General features: G+C 67.5%; 18 protein-coding genes. 11 read left to right on the top strand and 7 right to left on the bottom strand.

Annotated elements, in window-relative coordinates; genetic code table 11:
- Positions 1-15: 15 nt before the first annotated feature.
- The 4 genes from ACX12L_RS02155 to ACX12L_RS02140 all read left to right on the top strand — a co-directional run bounded on the left by ACX12L_RS02155 (position 16) and on the right by ACX12L_RS02140 (position 1,929).
- The gene (locus ACX12L_RS02155) at positions 16-132 is read left to right on the top strand and encodes a cytochrome oxidase small assembly protein (protein WP_459261100.1); all 117 of its coding nucleotides are present in this window, start codon (positions 16-18) and stop codon (positions 130-132) included.
- 15 nt (positions 133-147) lie between these two features.
- Positions 148-771: a cytochrome c oxidase assembly protein gene (locus tag ACX12L_RS02150; protein ID WP_459261099.1), complete on the top strand. Its 624-nt coding sequence runs from the start codon at positions 148-150 to the stop codon at positions 769-771.
- A complete protein-coding gene (locus tag ACX12L_RS02145) occupies positions 771-983 on the top strand; it encodes a DUF2970 domain-containing protein (RefSeq protein ID WP_459261098.1) in 213 nt (70 codons plus the stop codon). Before ACX12L_RS02150 ends, ACX12L_RS02145 begins: the two co-directional genes overlap by 1 nt.
- 61 nt (positions 984-1,044) lie before the next feature.
- The gene (locus ACX12L_RS02140; RefSeq protein ID WP_459261097.1) at positions 1,045-1,929 is read left to right on the top strand and encodes a cytochrome c oxidase subunit 3; all 885 of its coding nucleotides are present in this window, start codon (positions 1,045-1,047) and stop codon (positions 1,927-1,929) included.
- Positions 1,930-2,103: 174 nt separating this feature from the next.
- On the opposite strand, the gene ACX12L_RS02135 is transcribed toward ACX12L_RS02140, so the two are convergent.
- Positions 2,104-2,328, bottom strand: coding sequence for a twin transmembrane helix small protein (locus tag ACX12L_RS02135; protein WP_459261095.1), 225 nt, complete (start codon positions 2,326-2,328; stop codon positions 2,104-2,106).
- A gap of 15 nt (positions 2,329-2,343) precedes the next feature.
- Between ACX12L_RS02135 and ACX12L_RS02130 the strand changes: the two genes are divergently transcribed.
- Genes ACX12L_RS02130 through ACX12L_RS02110 form a run of 5 tightly spaced genes read left to right on the top strand, consistent with a single transcriptional unit; the run spans position 2,344 to position 6,512 of the window.
- Positions 2,344-3,111: an SURF1 family protein gene (locus ACX12L_RS02130; protein ID WP_459261094.1), complete on the top strand. Its 768-nt coding sequence runs from the start codon at positions 2,344-2,346 to the stop codon at positions 3,109-3,111.
- Positions 3,053-3,814 (top strand): hypothetical protein, encoded by a 762-nt coding sequence (locus tag ACX12L_RS02125; protein ID WP_459261093.1) that lies wholly within the window; start codon positions 3,053-3,055, stop codon positions 3,812-3,814. The genes ACX12L_RS02130 and ACX12L_RS02125 overlap by 59 nt, the downstream gene beginning before the upstream one ends.
- Positions 3,811-4,968 (top strand): COX15/CtaA family protein, encoded by a 1,158-nt coding sequence (locus tag ACX12L_RS02120; protein ID WP_013520279.1) that lies wholly within the window; start codon positions 3,811-3,813, stop codon positions 4,966-4,968. Before ACX12L_RS02125 ends, ACX12L_RS02120 begins: the two co-directional genes overlap by 4 nt.
- On the top strand, positions 4,965-5,891 hold the full coding sequence (gene cyoE / locus ACX12L_RS02115) for a heme o synthase (protein ID WP_013520278.1): 927 nt from the start codon (positions 4,965-4,967) through the stop codon (positions 5,889-5,891). Before ACX12L_RS02120 ends, cyoE begins: the two co-directional genes overlap by 4 nt.
- Positions 5,892-5,900: 9 nt before the next feature.
- Positions 5,901-6,512 carry an SCO family protein gene (locus ACX12L_RS02110; RefSeq protein ID WP_174764524.1) on the top strand — a complete coding sequence of 204 codons (612 nt, stop codon included), beginning with the start codon at positions 5,901-5,903 and terminating at the stop codon, positions 6,510-6,512.
- Positions 6,513-6,545: 33 nt separating this feature from the next.
- Here ACX12L_RS02110 and ACX12L_RS02105 read toward each other — a convergent pair whose 3' ends face one another.
- The gene (locus tag ACX12L_RS02105) at positions 6,546-7,556 is read right to left on the bottom strand and encodes a Bug family tripartite tricarboxylate transporter substrate binding protein (RefSeq protein ID WP_459261092.1); all 1,011 of its coding nucleotides are present in this window, start codon (positions 7,554-7,556) and stop codon (positions 6,546-6,548) included.
- Between the two features lie 142 nt (positions 7,557-7,698).
- A complete protein-coding gene (rpoH, locus tag ACX12L_RS02100) occupies positions 7,699-8,634 on the bottom strand; it encodes an RNA polymerase sigma factor RpoH (protein WP_013520275.1) in 936 nt (311 codons plus the stop codon).
- Between the two features lie 390 nt (positions 8,635-9,024).
- Between rpoH and ACX12L_RS02095 the strand changes: the two genes are divergently transcribed.
- A complete protein-coding gene (locus tag ACX12L_RS02095; protein WP_459261091.1) occupies positions 9,025-9,717 on the top strand; it encodes an HD domain-containing protein in 693 nt (230 codons plus the stop codon).
- A 255-nt stretch (positions 9,718-9,972) separates the two neighbouring features.
- On the opposite strand, the gene ACX12L_RS02090 is transcribed toward ACX12L_RS02095, so the two are convergent.
- The 4 genes from ACX12L_RS02090 to ACX12L_RS02075 are packed head-to-tail and all read right to left on the bottom strand — an operon-like array spanning position 9,973 to position 15,722.
- Entirely contained in the window at positions 9,973-11,235 is a 1,263-nt protein-coding gene (locus tag ACX12L_RS02090; protein WP_013520273.1) for a TolC family protein, read from the bottom strand.
- Positions 11,232-11,573 (bottom strand): DUF3240 family protein, encoded by a 342-nt coding sequence (locus ACX12L_RS02085; protein WP_013520272.1) that lies wholly within the window; start codon positions 11,571-11,573, stop codon positions 11,232-11,234. The genes ACX12L_RS02090 and ACX12L_RS02085 overlap by 4 nt, the downstream gene beginning before the upstream one ends.
- A complete protein-coding gene (locus ACX12L_RS02080; RefSeq protein WP_013520271.1) occupies positions 11,570-14,662 on the bottom strand; it encodes an efflux RND transporter permease subunit in 3,093 nt (1,030 codons plus the stop codon). Before ACX12L_RS02080 ends, ACX12L_RS02085 begins: the two co-directional genes overlap by 4 nt.
- A gap of 10 nt (positions 14,663-14,672) precedes the next feature.
- Positions 14,673-15,722: an efflux RND transporter periplasmic adaptor subunit gene (locus ACX12L_RS02075; RefSeq protein ID WP_459261090.1), complete on the bottom strand. Its 1,050-nt coding sequence runs from the start codon at positions 15,720-15,722 to the stop codon at positions 14,673-14,675.
- A 353-nt stretch (positions 15,723-16,075) separates the two neighbouring features.
- On the opposite strand from ACX12L_RS02075, the gene ACX12L_RS02070 reads away from it, so the two are divergent.
- Entirely contained in the window at positions 16,076-16,633 is a 558-nt protein-coding gene (locus ACX12L_RS02070) for a cytochrome b (RefSeq protein ID WP_459261088.1), read from the top strand.
- Positions 16,634-16,658: the final 25 nt, after the last annotated feature.

Below are 16,658 nucleotides of genomic sequence, written 5' to 3'. Positions count from 1 at the left end.
GGCCGGGGCCGTGGCATGACGACGCAGGAACAACGCAGACGCAACCTCCGGCTGGGCCTGGTCCTGGCGGCCGTGGTGGTGGGGCTGTATGCGGGCTTCGTCGTGTTCCGCCATTCGCTGCTGGGCGGCTGAAGGCCGGGTGGTGTCATGGGACTGCGTCGCGAAAACATCAGGATGCTCGGCAAGCTGGCCGTCGTGGCCAGCGGCATGTTCGCCTTCGGCTATCTCCTGATCCCGGCCTACAGGGCGATCTGCGAGGCCACCGGCATCAACATCCTGTCCCTGAACGAACGCCAGGTGCCGGGCAACGGGGTGGCGGGCGCCGAGGCGCGTGCGCTGGCGAAGAACACCCAGGTGGACACCAGCCGGCTCATCACCGTCGAGTTCGACGCCAATGCCCGCGGCCCCTGGCAGTTCAGGCCCGCGCAGCGGACCATGCAGGTGCATCCGGGCGAGATGGCGACCGTCCTGTACGAATTCCAGAATGTGCAGGACCGCCGCATGTCTGCGCAGGCCATCCCGAGCTACGCGCCGCGCCAGGCGGCGCCGCATTTCAACAAGCTCGAATGCTTCTGCTTCAGCCAGTACACGCTGGAGCCGGGCGAGAAGAAGGAGTGGCCCGTGGTGTTCGTGATCGACCCGCGCCTGCCCAAGGACGTCACGACGATCACGCTGTCCTACACCTTCTTCGAGGTGGGCGGCAAGATTCCGCAGGCGCCGCAATCGACGGCGGGCGCGGTGCAGGCGCCGGCCAGGGAGGCCGGTTCGTGATGGCGGGCGGCAGCAAGCCGGCGCAGGAGGGCAACGGGTCGCTCTGGCGCGCCGTGCGGGCCGTGGCCTGGGCCATGATCGGCCTGCGCAATGGCGACGAATACCGCAAGGACCAGACGCTGCTGCGGCCGCTGCAGGTCGTGGGCATCGCGCTGGTGGCGCTTTTCCTGCTGGTGCTGCTGCTGATGGGGCTGGTGCACTGGGTGGCCTGACGGCCCGTGGCCAATGCAAGACGACGAATCGAATGAATAAACAGGAGACCGAGGAGCTGACATGAGCACAACGACCCAAGGCACGACGCTGCCGTACTACTACGTCCCCGCGCCGTCCAGCCACCCCGTGCTGGCGGCGGCCGGGCTGTTTTTCGTCATCCTCGGCGCGGCCCTGTGGATCAATGGCTACGCATGGGGCAAGTATTCGCTGGGGCTGGGCCTGGTGTGGTGGCTGTTCGTGCTCTACCAGTGGTTCCGCGAGGCGGCGCATGAGAGCGAGGGCGGGCTCTATGGCCGCAAGATCGACATCTCCTTCCGCTGGAGCATGAGCTGGTTCATCTTCTCCGAGGTGATGTTCTTCGGCGCGTTCTTCACCGCCCTGTGGTGGGCGCGCGCGCATTCCGTGCCGGCCCTGGGCAGCCTGGACAACGCCCTGCTGTGGCCCGACTTCAAGGCCGTCTGGCCCAGCCTGGCGGCCGGCGCCACGGCCTCGCCGGGCAACATCGTCGAGCCGTTCCGCACCGTGGGGCCGTTCTGGCTGCCCACCATCAATACGGCCCTGCTGCTGAGCTCGGGCGTGACCCTGACCATTGCCCACCATGCCATGCGCGAGGACCAGCGCGGCAAGGCCATCGGCTTCATGTGGATCACCGTGCTGCTGGGCATCACCTTCCTGTGCGTGCAGGGCTACGAGTACTTCCACCTCTACACCGACCTGAACCTCACGCTCCACTCCGGCGTGTTCGGCTCCACCTTCTTCATGCTCACCGGGTTCCACGGCTTCCACGTGTTCGTGGGCATGCTGATGCTGCTTTTCATCACGCTGCGCCTGCACAGCGGCCACTTCACGGCCGAGCGGCATTTCGGCTTCGAGGGGGCGGCCTGGTACTGGCACTTCGTGGACGTGGTCTGGCTGGGCCTGTACGTCCTGGTGTACTGGATGTGACGCCACGCCACCTGCGCCGTGGCCGGTGCCACGCGCGCAGCGCATGAAAAAAGCGCCGCGAGGCGCTTTTTTCATCGCCGGGCCGTCCCAAGATGAAAAGCGGCCCCCTTGGGGGGCAGCGACCCGCACAGCGGTGGAGCGTGGGGGCCGTTTTTCATGGGTGGGGGAGAATCCTCACTGCCCGCCGGCGGGCAGGCCCGTGGGCTGGATGTAGCCCAGCTTCCAGGCCAGCAGCAGGCACAGGAACAGCACGATCGACAGCCCCACGCGCAGCGCCAGGGCGCGCACCATGCGCTGGCCGCGCTCCTTGTCGTTGCCGCTGCCGCGCATCATGAAAAATAGCGCCGAGCCCAGGCTTGCGATGATGGCGAGAAACGCCAAGGCCACGAGAATCTTCATGGAGTCCATTATCCGGTGAACCACCCCGCACGACGTTCCTTCGGGTTGCGCTTCTGGCTGGTCACGCTGGCCGCCCTGGCCACCATCGCGGCCACGGGCTCGCTCGGGCGCTGGCAGCTGTCGCGCGCTGCGCAGATGCGCGCGATGCAGGCGGCGATCGACGAACGCCAGGCGATGGCCCCGCTGCAGGAGGCCGGGTTGCTGCAGTCCCAGGAGCGCGGCGGCGCGCAGGTGCTGCACCGCAGTGTGCGGCTGCGCGGGCAGTGGCTGCCCGAGGCCACGGTGTTCCTGGACAACCGCCAGATGCAGGGGCGCCCGGGTTTCTTCGTGCTCACGCCGCTGCGCCTGCACGCCAGCCAGCGCGCCGTGCTGGTGCAGCGAGGCTGGGCGGCGCGCGATTTCCATGAGCGCACGCGCCTGCCGGACATCGCCACGCCGGCCGGCGAGGTGCTGGTCGAGGGGCGCCTGGCAGGCCCGCCCGCTCGGCTGTACGAGTTCCAGCCGTCCGGCGAAGGCCAGGGGTCTTCGCGCATCCGGCAGAATCTGGACTTGGCCGCCTATGGGGCCGAGACCGGGCTGGACCTGCTGCCCCTGACCGTGATGCAGACCGGCGCCGCCGGCGACGGGCTGCGGCGCGACTGGGCGCCCGTCGACAGCGGTGTCGGCAAGCATTACGGCTATGCATTCCAATGGTTCGGGCTTTGCGGCCTGGTTGTAATCCTTTATGTCTGGTTCCAATTTGTCCGACGCTTATTCCCCCCGAACCGCCGGCCTCGGGCCTGAGCAGGGCGCCGAGCAGCCGCTCGGCCTCACGGTGCACAGCCTGCCGCACGCCGGCGACGCCATGGCCGCGATGCAGCGCACGCGCGGCAAGGGGCGCTGGCAGATGCTGGCGCTGCTGCTGGTGTGCGCGGCGCCCGTGATCGCCTCGTATTTCACCTACTACGTGATCCGGCCCGACGGCCGGCGCAGCTTCGGCGAGCTCATCGAGCCGCAGCGTCCCATGCCGGCCCAGGCCCAGGTGCTCGCGCTGGACGGTACGCCGCGCCGCCTCGATGCGCTGCGCGGCCAATGGCTGCTGGTGAGCGTGGCGCCCGGTGCCTGCGACACGGACTGCCGCAACAACCTGTACCTGCAGCGCCAGCTGCGCGAGAGCATGGGCCGCGAGAAGGAGCGCGTGGACTGGGTGTGGCTGATCTCCGACGATGCCGCGCCGCCCGCCGACATCGCGCCGGCGCTGGCGCAGGCGCAGGCCACGGTGCTGCGCGCCGACGGCGCCACGCTGCAAGCCTGGCTCGCGCCCGCGGCCGGCCATGCGCTGGCCGAGCACCTGTACGTGGTGGACCCCATGGGCCACTGGATGATGCGTTTCCCCGCGCATCTGGACCGATCGGGCGCGGCCAACGCCAAGCGCGACCTGGAGCGCCTGCTGCGCGCCTCGTCGTCGTGGGATCTTGCGGGCCGTGAACAGGAGGAGCGCCCATGACCAGCACGCAGCAGTCTCTCTACGACCTGGCGCCGCTCATCGAGGTCATGGCGCTGGGCGCGGCGATCGCCCTCGGGCCGCTGGCTTGGGTCTGGTGGCGCGGGCGCGGCGGCACGCCCGTTCGGCGCCTGCAGGCGCTGACCGTGCTGACGCTGTTCCTTACCTTCGACCTGGTCATGTTCGGCGCCTTCACGCGCCTGACGGACTCGGGCCTGGGCTGCCCCGACTGGCCCGGCTGCTACGGCAACGCCAGCCCCGTGGGGGCGGTGGCCGAGATCTCCGCCGCGCAGCAGGCCATGCCCACGGGCCCGGTCACGCACGGCAAGGCCTGGGTGGAGATGATCCACCGCTACCTCGCCACCGGCGTGGGCGTGCTCATCATCGTGCTCACGGTGGGCGCATGGCGCCAGCGCGGACGCACGCCCGCGCTGAGCCCGTGGTGGCCCACGGCCACCCTGGTCTGGGTCTGCCTGCAGGGGGCGTTCGGCGCCCTCACGGTGACCATGAAGCTGTTCCCGGCCATCGTCACGCTGCACCTCATCGGCGGGCTGGTGCTGCTGGTGCTGCTGTGCGTGCAGGCCGTGCGCCAGACGCAGATGACCCAGGGCGCGGCGCCCGTGGCGCTGCAAGGTGGCCTGCGTTGGCTGCTGGGCGGAGCGGCCGTGCTGGTGGCGCTGCAAAGCGTGCTCGGCGGCTGGGTCAGCACCAACTACGCGGTGCTGGCCTGCACCACCTTCCCGCAGTGCCAGGGCAGCTGGTGGCCCGACATGGCTTTCGCCGAGGGCTTCCAGATCTGGCGCGCGCTGGGGGTGCTGCAGGACGGCAGCCACATCAGCTTCGCCGCCCTGACGGCCATCCACTACGTGCACCGGCTCGCGGCCTACGGGGTGCTGCTGGTGCTCGGGCTCCTGGTGTGGCGCTTGGCGCGCGCGGGCCAGCTGCGCGACCAGGCGCGCTGGCTGGCGGGCCTGTCGCTGCTCCAGTTCGTCACGGGCCTGTCCAACGTGGTGCTGGACTGGCCGCTGGTGGCGGCCGTGTTGCACACGGGGGGCGCCGCGGCGTTGATCGTGGTGTTGACCTGGGCGCTGGCGGCCAGCCGCAGCATGGCCGATACCGCGCGGGCACCTTCCATCCCCAGGAGAGTTTCCGCATGAGCGCCGCTCCTGCCCCCGCCCCCGCGCCCGCCATGGCGGCGGCGCATGCGCTGCCGTCGCGCGTGTCCCAGTTCTACGCGCTGACCAAGCCGCGCGTGGTGCAACTGATCGTGTTCTGCGCCTTCATCGGCATGGTGCTGGCCGTGCCCGGCCTGCCCAGCGGCGCGCAGTGGTGGCAGATGGCCGTGGCCAGTGCGGGCATCTGGCTCGTGGCCGGCGCGGCCGCGGCCTTCAACTGCCTGGTGGAGCGGGGCATCGATGCCAGGATGAAGCGCACCGCCTGGCGGCCCACGGCCAGGGGCGAGCTGTCCAATGCGCAGACGCTGCTGTTCTCCGCCCTGCTGTGCGCGGCCGGCTCGGCGCTGCTGTATTTCTGGGTCAATCCCCTGACCATGTGGCTCACCTTCGCCACCTTCGTGGGCTACGCGGTGATCTACACGGTGATCCTCAAGCCGCTCACGCCGCAGAACATCGTGATCGGCGGCGCCTCGGGCGCCATGCCGCCGGTGCTGGGCTGGTCCGCCATGACGGACAGCGTGGGCCCCGAGGCGCTGATCCTGTTCCTGATCATTTTCCTGTGGACGCCGCCGCACTTCTGGGCCCTGGCGCTGTACCGCGTGGAAGACTACCGCAAGTCCGGCCTGCCCATGCTGCCCGTCACGCACGGCAACGAGTACACGCGGCTGCAGGTCTTCCTGTACACCCTGATCCTGTTCGCGGGCTGCCTCATGCCCTTCATCTACGGCATGAGCTCGTGGATCTACCTGGCCGCCGCCGTGCTGCTCGGCGCCGGTTTCTGCCTCTACGGCTTCTGGCTCTGGCGCGGCTATTCCGACGCGCTCGCGCGCAAGACCTTCCGCTTTTCCCTGATCCACCTGAGCCTGCTGTTCGCGGCGCTGCTGGTGGACCACTACGTACTGTGATGCGAGGCCATGCTTAAACGTGAAACTCTTAAAAAGATAGCTGCTGGCGCCCTCTGGGTGGGCGCTGCAGGCATTTTTTCTGCTTGTACCCCGAAGGGGCCGAAGTTCCAGGGCGTGGACCTCACCGGCGCCGAGTACGCGCGCGACCTGCCGCTTCCCGACCACAACGGCCAGCTCCGCAGCCTCAAGGACTTCGCGGGCAAGGTGGTGGTGGTGTTCTTCGGCTACACGCAATGCCCGGACGTGTGCCCCACCTCCATGTCGGAGCTGGCCGAGGTCAAGCGCGCGCTGGGCGCCGACGGCGACAAGCTGCAGGGCATCTTCGTCACCGTGGACCCCGAGCGCGACACGCCCGAGATGCTCAAGGCCTACATGGCCAGCTTCGACCCGGGCTTCCTGGCCCTGCGCGGCACGCCCGAGCAGCTGGCCGCCGTGGCCAAGGACTTCAAGATCTACTACAAGCGCGTGGACGGCCAGACGCCCACGAGCTACACGATGGACCACTCCGCCGGCAGCTATGTCTACGACACGGCGGGCCGGCTGCGCGTGTACCACCGCTACGGCAGCGGCGCGCAGAGCCTGGCGGCCGACGTGCGCGCGCTGCTGGACGAGGCGCGCTGAACGCCCTCCAGGGGCAGGGCGCCCCCGCGCAGTTCACTCGGCCCGAATGCCCTGCTCGCGGATCACGCGGCTCATCGTGGCCGTGTCGGCCCGCATGCGGTTGGCCAGGCCCTCGGCCGAGGAGCCCACGGCCTGCCAGCCCTGCTGGAACAGCTTGGCGCGCACCTCGGGGCTGCGGGCCGTCTCGCCGATCAGGGCGGACAGCCGCGCGCGCACCGGCGCGGGCATGGAGGTGGGCGCCGCGAAGGCGTTCCAGATCTCCAGCTGGAAGTCGCGCACGCCGGCCTCGGACAGGCTGGGCACGTGGGGCACGAGCGCGCTGCGCCCGGCCGACGTCACGCCGATCAGGCGCAGCTTGCCCGCGCGCTCCTGGGCTTGTGCCAGCGCCGGCGGCAGCAGCGCCATCTGCAGCTGGCCGCCCAGCATGGCGGTCGCCACCTGCGGGTAGCCGGGGTAGGGGATGTGCACGGGGGCGATGCCCGTGCGCGCCTTGAGCAGCTCCGTGCCCAGATGGCCCACTGTGCCCACGCCGGGCGTGCCATAGCTCCAGCGGTCGCCGGCCTGGCGCGCAGCCTGCAGGAAGGCGCGTGCGTCGGCGCCGGCGGGCACGCCGGGCTGGTTCACCGGCGCGGCCAGTACCAGGGGCGAAACGCCGATCAGCGACAGCGGAGCCAGGTCCCGCGCGGGATCGTAGGGCACCTGGGGATTGAGCAGCTTGGCGATGGTCAGGTTGCCGTTGATGAACAGGCCGATGGTGTGGTCGTCCTGCGCCTTGGCCACCGCGTCGGCGCCGATGTTGCCGCCCGCGCCCACCTTGTTCTCCACGATCACCGGCTGGCCGAGGGCCTGCGCCAGCGGCTCAGAGAAGGTGCGCGCCGTCAGGTCGGGCGAGGAGCCCGGCGGAAAGCCCACGATGATGCGCAGGGGCCTGGCGGGCCAGCCCGGCGTGGCGGGCGCGGCGCTCTTGTCGGCCACGGCGGCGCCGCAGGCCGAAGCCAGGGCCAGGGCAAGCAGGCCGCGGCGGGCGGGGGAATGGCGGAACATGGGGGGAACCTCCTGATCGGGGCCGGGCGGGCGGCGCTGCGCCCGCCGGCATGAAAAAGCGCGCGGCCCACTCGGGCCGCGCGCCTCGATTATCCGCCTGTACGCCCCGTGCACACGCACTGGAAGCCAGGCAGGGCAGGGGTCAGGCGTGCTCGACCAATGCCTTCTTCATCTTCTTCATCGCAGCCACCTCGATCTGGCGTATGCGCTCGGCGCTCACGCCGTACTCGGCGGCCAGCTCGTGCAGCGTCATGCCGCCCGAGCCGTCGTCGTTCACCTGCAGCCAGCGCTGCTCCACGATGCGGCGGCTGCGCGCGTCCAGGCTGGCGAGCGCCGAGGTGATGCCGTCGGTGGCCAGCGCGTCGCGCTGGCGCGACTCGATCATGGCCGTGGGCTCGTGGGCCGTGTCGGCCAGATAGGCAATGGGGCCGAAGGCCTGCTCGCCGTCGTCCGACGGGGCGGGGTCCAGCAGCACGTCGCCGCCGGCCAGGCGCGTCTCCATCTCGATGACCTCCTCGCGCTTGACGTTGAGCTGCTCGGCCACCATGTCGATCTCATGGTCGGACAGCGTCTCGCGGTGCGTATCGGCGTCGATGGCGTCGGCCTTGAAGCCCTGCTTCATGGAGCGCAGGTTGAAGAACAGCTTGCGCTGGGCCTTGGTGGTCGCCACCTTGACCATGCGCCAGTTCTTCAGGATGTACTCGTGGATCTCGGCCTTGATCCAGTGCATGGCGTAGCTCACCAGGCGCACGCCCTGGTCGGGATCGAAGCGCTTGACGGCCTTCATCAGGCCCACGTTGCCCTCCTGGATCAGGTCGCCATGCGGCAGGCCGTAGCCCAGGTACTGGCGCGAGATGGACACCACCAAGCGCAGGTGCGAAAGCACCAGGCGGCCTGCGGCCTCCAGGTCGTTGTCCTTCTTGAACTGCTGCGCATAGCGCTGCTCCTCCTCCAGAGTGAGCAGGGGCAGGCGGTTGACGGCGGAGATATAGGCATCCAGGTTGCCCAATGGCGGAACCAGCGCCCATGGGTTCGCGGGTGCTAGCGCCGTCGTGGCAGATGCAGACTGGAATGCCATGTCAGTGGTCCTTTCTTGCATGGGGTTTATATTAGCACTCTGTTGGAGGGAGTGCTAAAACCAAAGTTCCCTGGATATGGATAAGGACGAAGCGGCCGTTCATGGTGTCGATTTCCGCTGAGTTTTGTACTTTTTTCACTGAGTTTTGTACTTCTGCCGTGTGTCGTGATGTCGCTAACTCTATGAATTTCAAGGGTTTTTTTGATGACTCAGCTCAATGAATAGTGTTTTGCTTAAATTTTGAGCAAATTTCCAAGGCACCTCTAGCCTTGAGACTCCTTTGGCTGCTTTGGTTCGGGGGCGGGTCAGGCCGGGCTAGCCTTCAGGAAACCAAGCCTAGGAACGTGGGGTGCAGGCGAATATGTTGGGGTCGGGCTTGGCTGGATAGGGTTGTGGCGCCTGAACCGGGCCACAACAAGGGGCGGTGGTGCTTGTGATGAAGATGGCGGCGAGCCGCAGTGCTCTCGCGCGTGGGGGCGTGCAAGCCCCGATTTCGGTCGCACACCAAGGCGGAGATCATCGACGCTAGGGTTTACTGCCCCGATCTTTCTGCTCATCGGCGCTGCATACGCCCACGATCTAGGCATGACCATCTTCCCCGGCGAGACAGAACGTTTGCTTGGGTCAATGGGCCTGACACAAACCCCGGGATGGGAGACGGACGAGCGGCTTCAACGCCACCTGCGGCAAGAGCACTCCAAGCGGGGCGGTGAATACATCCGAGAAAACGCTGATGTGCTCAGGGTCCCGACGAGCCTGACTGGCGCGCTGGACATGATGATGAGAGCTCACAACATGGCCATCCCCGAGCTCGAAGAAGCCAGGGAGCCATACGCTGCTCAGGAGCGTGAGCTCGACGTTCGACAGCTTGCTGCCATCGTGTGCACCGGCGATGCCCTTGAGTACAGCGACACGCGTGTCATGGAGGGGGTGCTTGATCGTATCGGGAGACTCATTATTCGCAGACAGGAGTTGCTGGCGAGCGCGTGCCGCACCCCTTTGCAGCGCCTGGCAACTGGTCGAACTGAGTTGGCGCGCATGCGCGATCTGGAGGCCTGCGCCCTGGCGACTGAGTATCAGTAGCAGCCACCCCAGCACGAGAGTCACTGCGACGATGGACAGCCACAGGATCAGCAGATCACGCCGAACAGAGAGTCGCAGTGACAGGTCAGCTTTCCTTTGACATAAGACATCTGAGATGTGGGAGCGGACGTCGATGGCCTTCATCACCATGCCGTAGGGGCAGAGTCTGCACCAGGCTCGACATCATTGCGACGCCCCCCAAAGAGGCTGCGATTGGGGACAGCAGACGCAACAGTGTTGTTACTCTAATAGCGCTCAATTTGCCACAGTGCTTCGTGATCTATGCCACATCGCATGCGCGTCGATGCGCACCAGCATTGCAGCCTGCAGCGCATCTACCCGCGCCTGTGTTTCTGCCAGGCGAGCCTGCCGCAGACTGCGCAGGGACAGCAGGTATTCGCCGAGCGAAGCTTCGCCCAGTTCCCACGCCCGGCGCGTGCGGGTGTTGGATGCGGTCTGTGCGGCCAGCGCCTGCTGGTGCGACTGCCACTGTGCACGTTTACTTTGCGCGGCTTGGACGGCAAGCCATGCACCTTGCTCTATGGCGCGCCGCACATCGGCCGCCTCGGCTTCGGCGGCTGCGGCATTGGCGCTCTCCGTGGCGGCCCGGGCACTGCGGTAGTCCATGCCGAAGGGAACGGAAAGCACTAACCCCACGACGCGTTCGGTGCCGCCACGATCGGACAGGACGCGCACGCCCACGGTAGGGTCTGGCGTACGTTCGGCGCGCGTGCGTTCGGCCACTTTCAACAGGCGCGTAGTTTCGCCGTTGGCCATCGCGATCTCGGCGCTTTCCTGGACGATGCGCGCCTGCCAGGCCTGCGGGCTGTCGGGCAACTCTTGAGGCTCGGGCAATGCCGCCGCAGCGAGGGGCACGGTGATTTCCGGGAACCCCAGGGCCAAGGCCTGCCGGGCCGCCAGCGCCGCGTCGCGCGCCATCAGGGTCTGCGCGGCCTGGGTTGCGAGCTCGGCGTCCAGCACGTCCATCTCGCGCCGTGCTGCATCGCCCAGGGCCACGCGGCGGACCAGGACGTCGCGTTCGCGAGAGAGTAGTTGATCCTGCGCCGCGGTCTCTTCGGCCACGGCGCTGCTGCGCAGCCAGCCCATCCAGGCATCGAGCAGGCGGCGGGCCACTTGGTGTTCGGCATCTTCCAGACGCAGGTCGGCCACGCTGCGGGTGCTACTGCCGATCTCCCGGTCCAGCCGGGCCTTGTCGGGCAAACGGATCGTGCGGCTGATGCCCAGTTCCCATTCGTTGTAGCTGCGCTGCTCGTTGGGGACATAGCGGCGCTGGAAGCCCGAATTGGCCTGGAATTCATGGCTGCCTACATCCAGGGCATGCTGGGTAGCTGCGGCAGCCCGCACGCGCTCGGCCGCCGCGCGCACGGCGGGCTGCGACTGCAGGGCTGCGTGGACTTGGGCCGACGAGGGGAGCCAACCAGGCGCGGGTTCCTGTGCCAGCGTAAACCAGGGAATGCAGGCCAGCGCCGCTGCCGCACAAGGAAAGAGAAACTTCATACCAGCCGCCCCATCGCCATGACAGGCTCCATCCACCAGCGCACGTCGTTGGATGCGATGCGCTGGCGCAGTGCGGCCAGAAGACTGTCTACACGCTCGCGCTCGATCACGACCCACAGCACACGGCGATCAATGCGGCCACGTACCTGCTCGCGGATGGATGCGTGCGTGAAGTCGCTGCTGTGCCCCTCGGCGTGCAGCAGGGTAAAGCCAGGCAGCGTGATGTCGGTCATCAGGGTGCCCGTCACGGCGTCTTCCAGCGCTGGGGGGAACACCAGGTTCAGTCGTATCCATTCAGCGCCTTGCTCGTCATGTGGCGCATTCATTTCCGTGTTCATGCAGTCCCTCCTTTCATCGTTTGACCGAAGCGCCGGTACAACACCGGTAGCAGCACCAGCGTGAGCGCGGTGGAACTGACCAGCCCACCGATCACCACGATAGCCAGCGGGCGCTGGATCTCCGAGCCCGGTCCGGTGGACAGCAGCAGGGGCACCAGGCCAAAGGCAGTGATGGAGGCGGTCATCAACACCGGGCGCAGGCGGCGCAGCGAGCCTTCGCGCACCACCTGATCCATGGGCAAGCCCAGCGCGTGCAAATGGTTGAAGTGTGTGACCAGCACCAGCCCGTTGAGCACGGCAATGCCCAGAAGGGCAATGAAGCCCACCGATGCGGGCACCGACAGGTATTGCCCCGACATCCATAGCGCGGCCATGCCACCGACCAGAGCGAAAGGCACGTTGCCCAGGATCAGCACGGCTTGGCGCGTGGAGCCGAAGGTCATGAACAGCACGAAGAAGATCAGCGCCAACGAGACCGGCACCACCAGACCCAGCCGGGCAGCGGCGCGCTGCTGGTTCTCGAACTGGCCGCCCCATTCCAGCCGGTAGCCTGCGGGCAGGGAGACATCGCGCGCCACGACAGCTCGGGCCTCATCCACGAAGCCCACCAGATCACGCCCGCTCACCATGGACTGGATCAGCGCGAAGCGCGAGCCACTCTCGCGCCGCACCAGCACCGGGCCTTGGGTGGTGGTGATGGCTGCCAGCGACGTGAGGGGGATGTCGCCAGAGCCGGCTGCGCCGCTGCGGGCCAACCGCAAGTCCTTGAATCGCTCGGCGGAACCGCGTAGCGGCGCATCGCCCCGTACCACGATGGGCGTGCGCCGGTTGGCCTCGATCACCATGCCCGCAGGAACGCCTTCGAGTTGCGCACGCAACTCGTCCTGCACGGCTGCCACCGCCAGGCCCGCGCGGCCGCTGGCCTGAGCGTCCACCTTCACTTGCAGGTACTCGACATGGTCGCTGGCCTGCGTCAGCACGTCGCGTGCGCCGGGGACTTTCTCGACGCTGGCGGCGATGCGCACGGCCAGTTCGCCCAAGGTGTTCAGGTCCGGGCCGAAGAGCTTGATGGCCACGTCGCCACGGCTGCCGGTGAGCATTTCGGAGACGCGCATCTCGATGGGCTGGGTGAAACCGAAATCCAGGCCGGGGAAGGCTGCCATCACCTTACGGATTTCTTCGCCCAGCGCTTCCTTGTCCATGCGCCATGTCTTGCGGTCGCCAAGCTGCATGAACATGTCGGTTTCGTTCAATCCCATGGGGTCGAGCCCTAGTTCGTCCGAGCCAACGCGGGCGATGCTGTGCTGGACTTCGGGGACTTTTTCCAGGATGGCTTTCTGCACCGCCAGGTCGATGTCGCGCGAGCGGTTCAACCCGATAGAGGGCGGCTTTTGCAATTGCAGCAGGATGTCGCCCTCATCCATCGTCGGCATGAAAGCCTTGCCGGTACCCAGGTAGGCCAACACACCCAACACCAGGGCAGCCAGCGCCATGGCTGTGGCTCGCAGTGGATGGGCCAGCGCTGCATCCAGCATCGGGCGATACAGGCGCAACGCGCCGCGCATCACCCAGGGCTCGCGATGCGCATGCTCCTCGAGCAGTAGCGATGACAGCACGGGCACCAACGTCAGCGACAACAGCAACGAGACACCCAACGCGAACACGATGGTCAGCGCCACGGGCGCGAACAACTTGCCTTCCAGCCCCTGCAAGGCCAGCAGCGGCACGAAGGTCAGACAGATGATGAGGATGCCCGAGGCCACGGGCAAGGCCACCTCGCGCGCGGCAGCGAAAACGCGGTGCAAGCGTGGTAGTTGCGCCCCGTCGGCGTGCGGGTCGAGACGGCTTACGGCGTTCTCCACTACAACCACCGCCGCATCGACCAGCATGCCGATGGCGATGGCCAGCCCGCCCAGGCTCATCAAGTTGGCGCTCATGCCCGCAACACGCATCAGCAGGAAGGTGCCCAGCGCGGCCAACGGCACCATCAGCGCCACGACCAGCGCCGCGCGCAACTCGCCCAGAAAAAGCAGCAGCAGCACGACAACCAGCACTGTCGCTTCGAGCAATGCGCTTTCCACCGTGCCCACCGCGCGCTGGATGAGCGTACTGCGGTCGTAGAAGGGCACTACCTTCACGCCCGGCGGCAGGCTAGGCGCGAGCTCATCCAGGCGTGCGCGGATCGCCTTCACCAGCGTAGACGCATCAGCGCCGCGCAGCGCCACGACAATGCCTTCCACCGCCTCGCCCTGGCCGTCGCGGCTGACGGCGCCGTAGCGGGTCAGCCCCTCCATGCGCACGGCGGCCACATCACCCACACGCACAGCGGGTGCGCCGGCCGTGGCGGCACGCAGCACGATGCGCGATACATCCTCCGCGCTGCGGATCGCACCTTCCGAGCGCACGATCAGCGTGTTCTCCCCCGCATCCAAGCGGCCCGCGCCGTCGTTGCGATTGTTGCGGCTAACGGCCGTTACCACGTCGGCAAAGCTCATCCCGGCGGCAGACAGGCGCGCACGATCGGGTACCACGGCAAAACTGGCGGCCTCGCCGCCCAGCACGTTGATGTCGGCCACACCGGGCAGCGTGCGCAAGGCGGGGCGCAACGTCCAGTCCAGCAGGGTGCGCCGCTCGCTCAATGACAGCGAGCCGCCTTCGATGGTGAACATGAACACGTCCGACAGCGGCGTGGAAATCGGCGCCAGCCCGCCGCCCACGCCCTCGGGCAGGCTGCCCGCGACGGCGGCATAGCGCTCGGCCACCTGCTGGCGGGCCCAGTAGATGTCGCTGCCCTCGGCAAAGTCCAGCGTGATGTCAGCGATGGCGTACTTGGCCGTGGAGCGCAGCATCACGCCGCGCGGCACGCCCAACAGCTCCATCTCCAGCGGCGCGATGACACGCGATTCGACCTCTTCGGGCGTCATGCCTGGCGCCTTGAGGATCAGCTTGACCTGTGTGGGCGAGATGTCCGGGTAGGCGTCAATCGGCAATTGCAGGAACGAGGCCACGCCTGCGCCCGCGAGGGCGAGCACGGCCAGCAGCACCAGCAGACGCTGACGCAGGGAAAATTCAATGAGGCGAGAGAGCATCCCCGGCCCCTCACTGCAGCGGCAGCATGGACTTGAGCAGCGCCGTGCCACGCGTGACAACCTGCTCACCGGCCGTCAGTGCGGTGGAACCATCCTTGGAGTCGGGCACCACCACGCTGATGGACTCGTCCCCGCCCAGCAATTGCACAGCCACGGCGCGCAAGCGCATCGCACCTTTCTCACCGCCCACCGCATCGCTCGCCGCATACAGAACATGCCCTTTCCCAGCAGGCAGCAATGCCGACGGCGGCACGGCCAGTGCGCCCGCTGGCACGGGCAGCAGCAGGCTCACGCTGAACTGCTGACCCACGGCGAGCGCGGTCTGCCCCTCGATGCTGGCACGCACGCGCAGGCTCTGGCTGGCGGGGTCGGCATCAGCACCCACCGCCACCACCTTGGCCACGCTGCCATCGGGCAGACCTACGGGCAGGCCGGGCTTGATGGCGTTGCGCAGGCGCAGCGGCGCGGTGAAGTTCACGTCCATGCGGCCCGCCTCGGCCACCACGAAGGCGGCTTCCAGCGCCGCCACCGATTGTCCCGGCATCAGGTGCCTCCGCACCACCTGGCCCGCCATCGGCGCCAGCAGTTCGTACTCGCCCGCCTGCCCGCCTGCCACCGGGCGCAGTTGCGCCAGCGCGCCCGTGGCCTGGCGCAGCGTGCTCTGCGCGGCCTGGGTGCGCGCCTGCGACTGTTCGTTGCGTGCGGCGGGGATGATGCCCTCGGCCAGCAAGACCGTATCGCGCTGGGCTTGTAGCGCGGCTGCCGTGGCTTCGCTGCGCGCGCGGGACAATTCGCCCTGAGCGACCAGCACATCGCGGCTCTGGATGCGCGCCAACGGCTGCCCTTGCCGAACAAAAGCCCCTTCATCGACCAGAATGCGCGTGACCACGCCCGCGTAGGGTGCGCTGACCTGCGCGCTGGCGGCCAGAGGCGCGGCGGCTTGCGCGGGCAAGCCAGGCACAGGCAACTGCGTGGCGGTGTCCGCCACCGCCGTGGCCACCCCGAGCGCGCGCAGTTGCGCCACACCCAATGTGATGTGTCCGTCAGCGGCGGGGATCACGGCGGGCGCCTGTGCCACCGATTCCTTCGCGGGGCGTGAGAGCACCCACCAGCCTGCGCCCGCCGCTACCGCCACGATCACAACGGCGGCTGCAACGCGTGAGAGGGCGGAGTGTTGATTTTTTTTCTGCGGCGCGCCTTCTGGTGGCGTTGCACTGGGAGACATACCAAGCATGCGGTTAGATGTGCTGTGATGGCAATCCGCCGCATGTTGGCCGCCCAAGCTTTGGGCAAGCTTTGGTCGAATGAAAAAATTCAATAGTGACGCGAGAACGCCGCAATACGCACACAAGGCACGGCATCGTCAGTATCGTTTCGCGTGCGTCGATCGAATCTACGTGCCGGAGAAAGTGATTGATATTCAGGAACTCTAGAGACCGCTATGGCAATTTCGTCGTTGCCTTGCATTGGCTGATGCTGGTGCTTCTCGCTGCTGTTTATGCCAGCATGGAACTGCGCGGCTTTGCGCCCAAAGGCAGCGAACTGCGCGCGAATATGAAATCCCTGCATTTCCTGCTGGGGCTGTCCGTCCTGGCGTTGGTGGCGGTCCGGCTGTGCGCGCGCTGGGCGGCAGGCGCTGCGCCGGCCATCGAGCCGCCCATGGGCCGGTGGCCGGCCCTGATGGCACGGCTCATGCATGCCGCGCTGTACGCGCTGATGATTGCCGCAGCACTGCTGGGTTGGCTAGCGCTGAGCACGGCGGCCAAGCCGGTAACCCTGTTCGGCTTTGCGCTACCCATGCTGACGAGCGCGAACGAAGCGCTCGCTCATCCCTTGAAGGATCTGCACGAAGCACTGGCCACGGCGGGCTATGCGTTGATTGGATTGCATGCGGCGGCGGCACTGCTGCACCACTATGTCGTCCACGACAACACACTTGTGCGCATGCTGCCGAGGCGCGGCTCCCGATAAGCAATCCGAGAAACAGAGAATTCCA

This window comes from Alicycliphilus sp. T452 (assembly GCF_054512775.1).
Note: the sequence above shows the minus strand (reverse complement) of the source record. Positions and strands in the feature narration are given on the sequence as shown.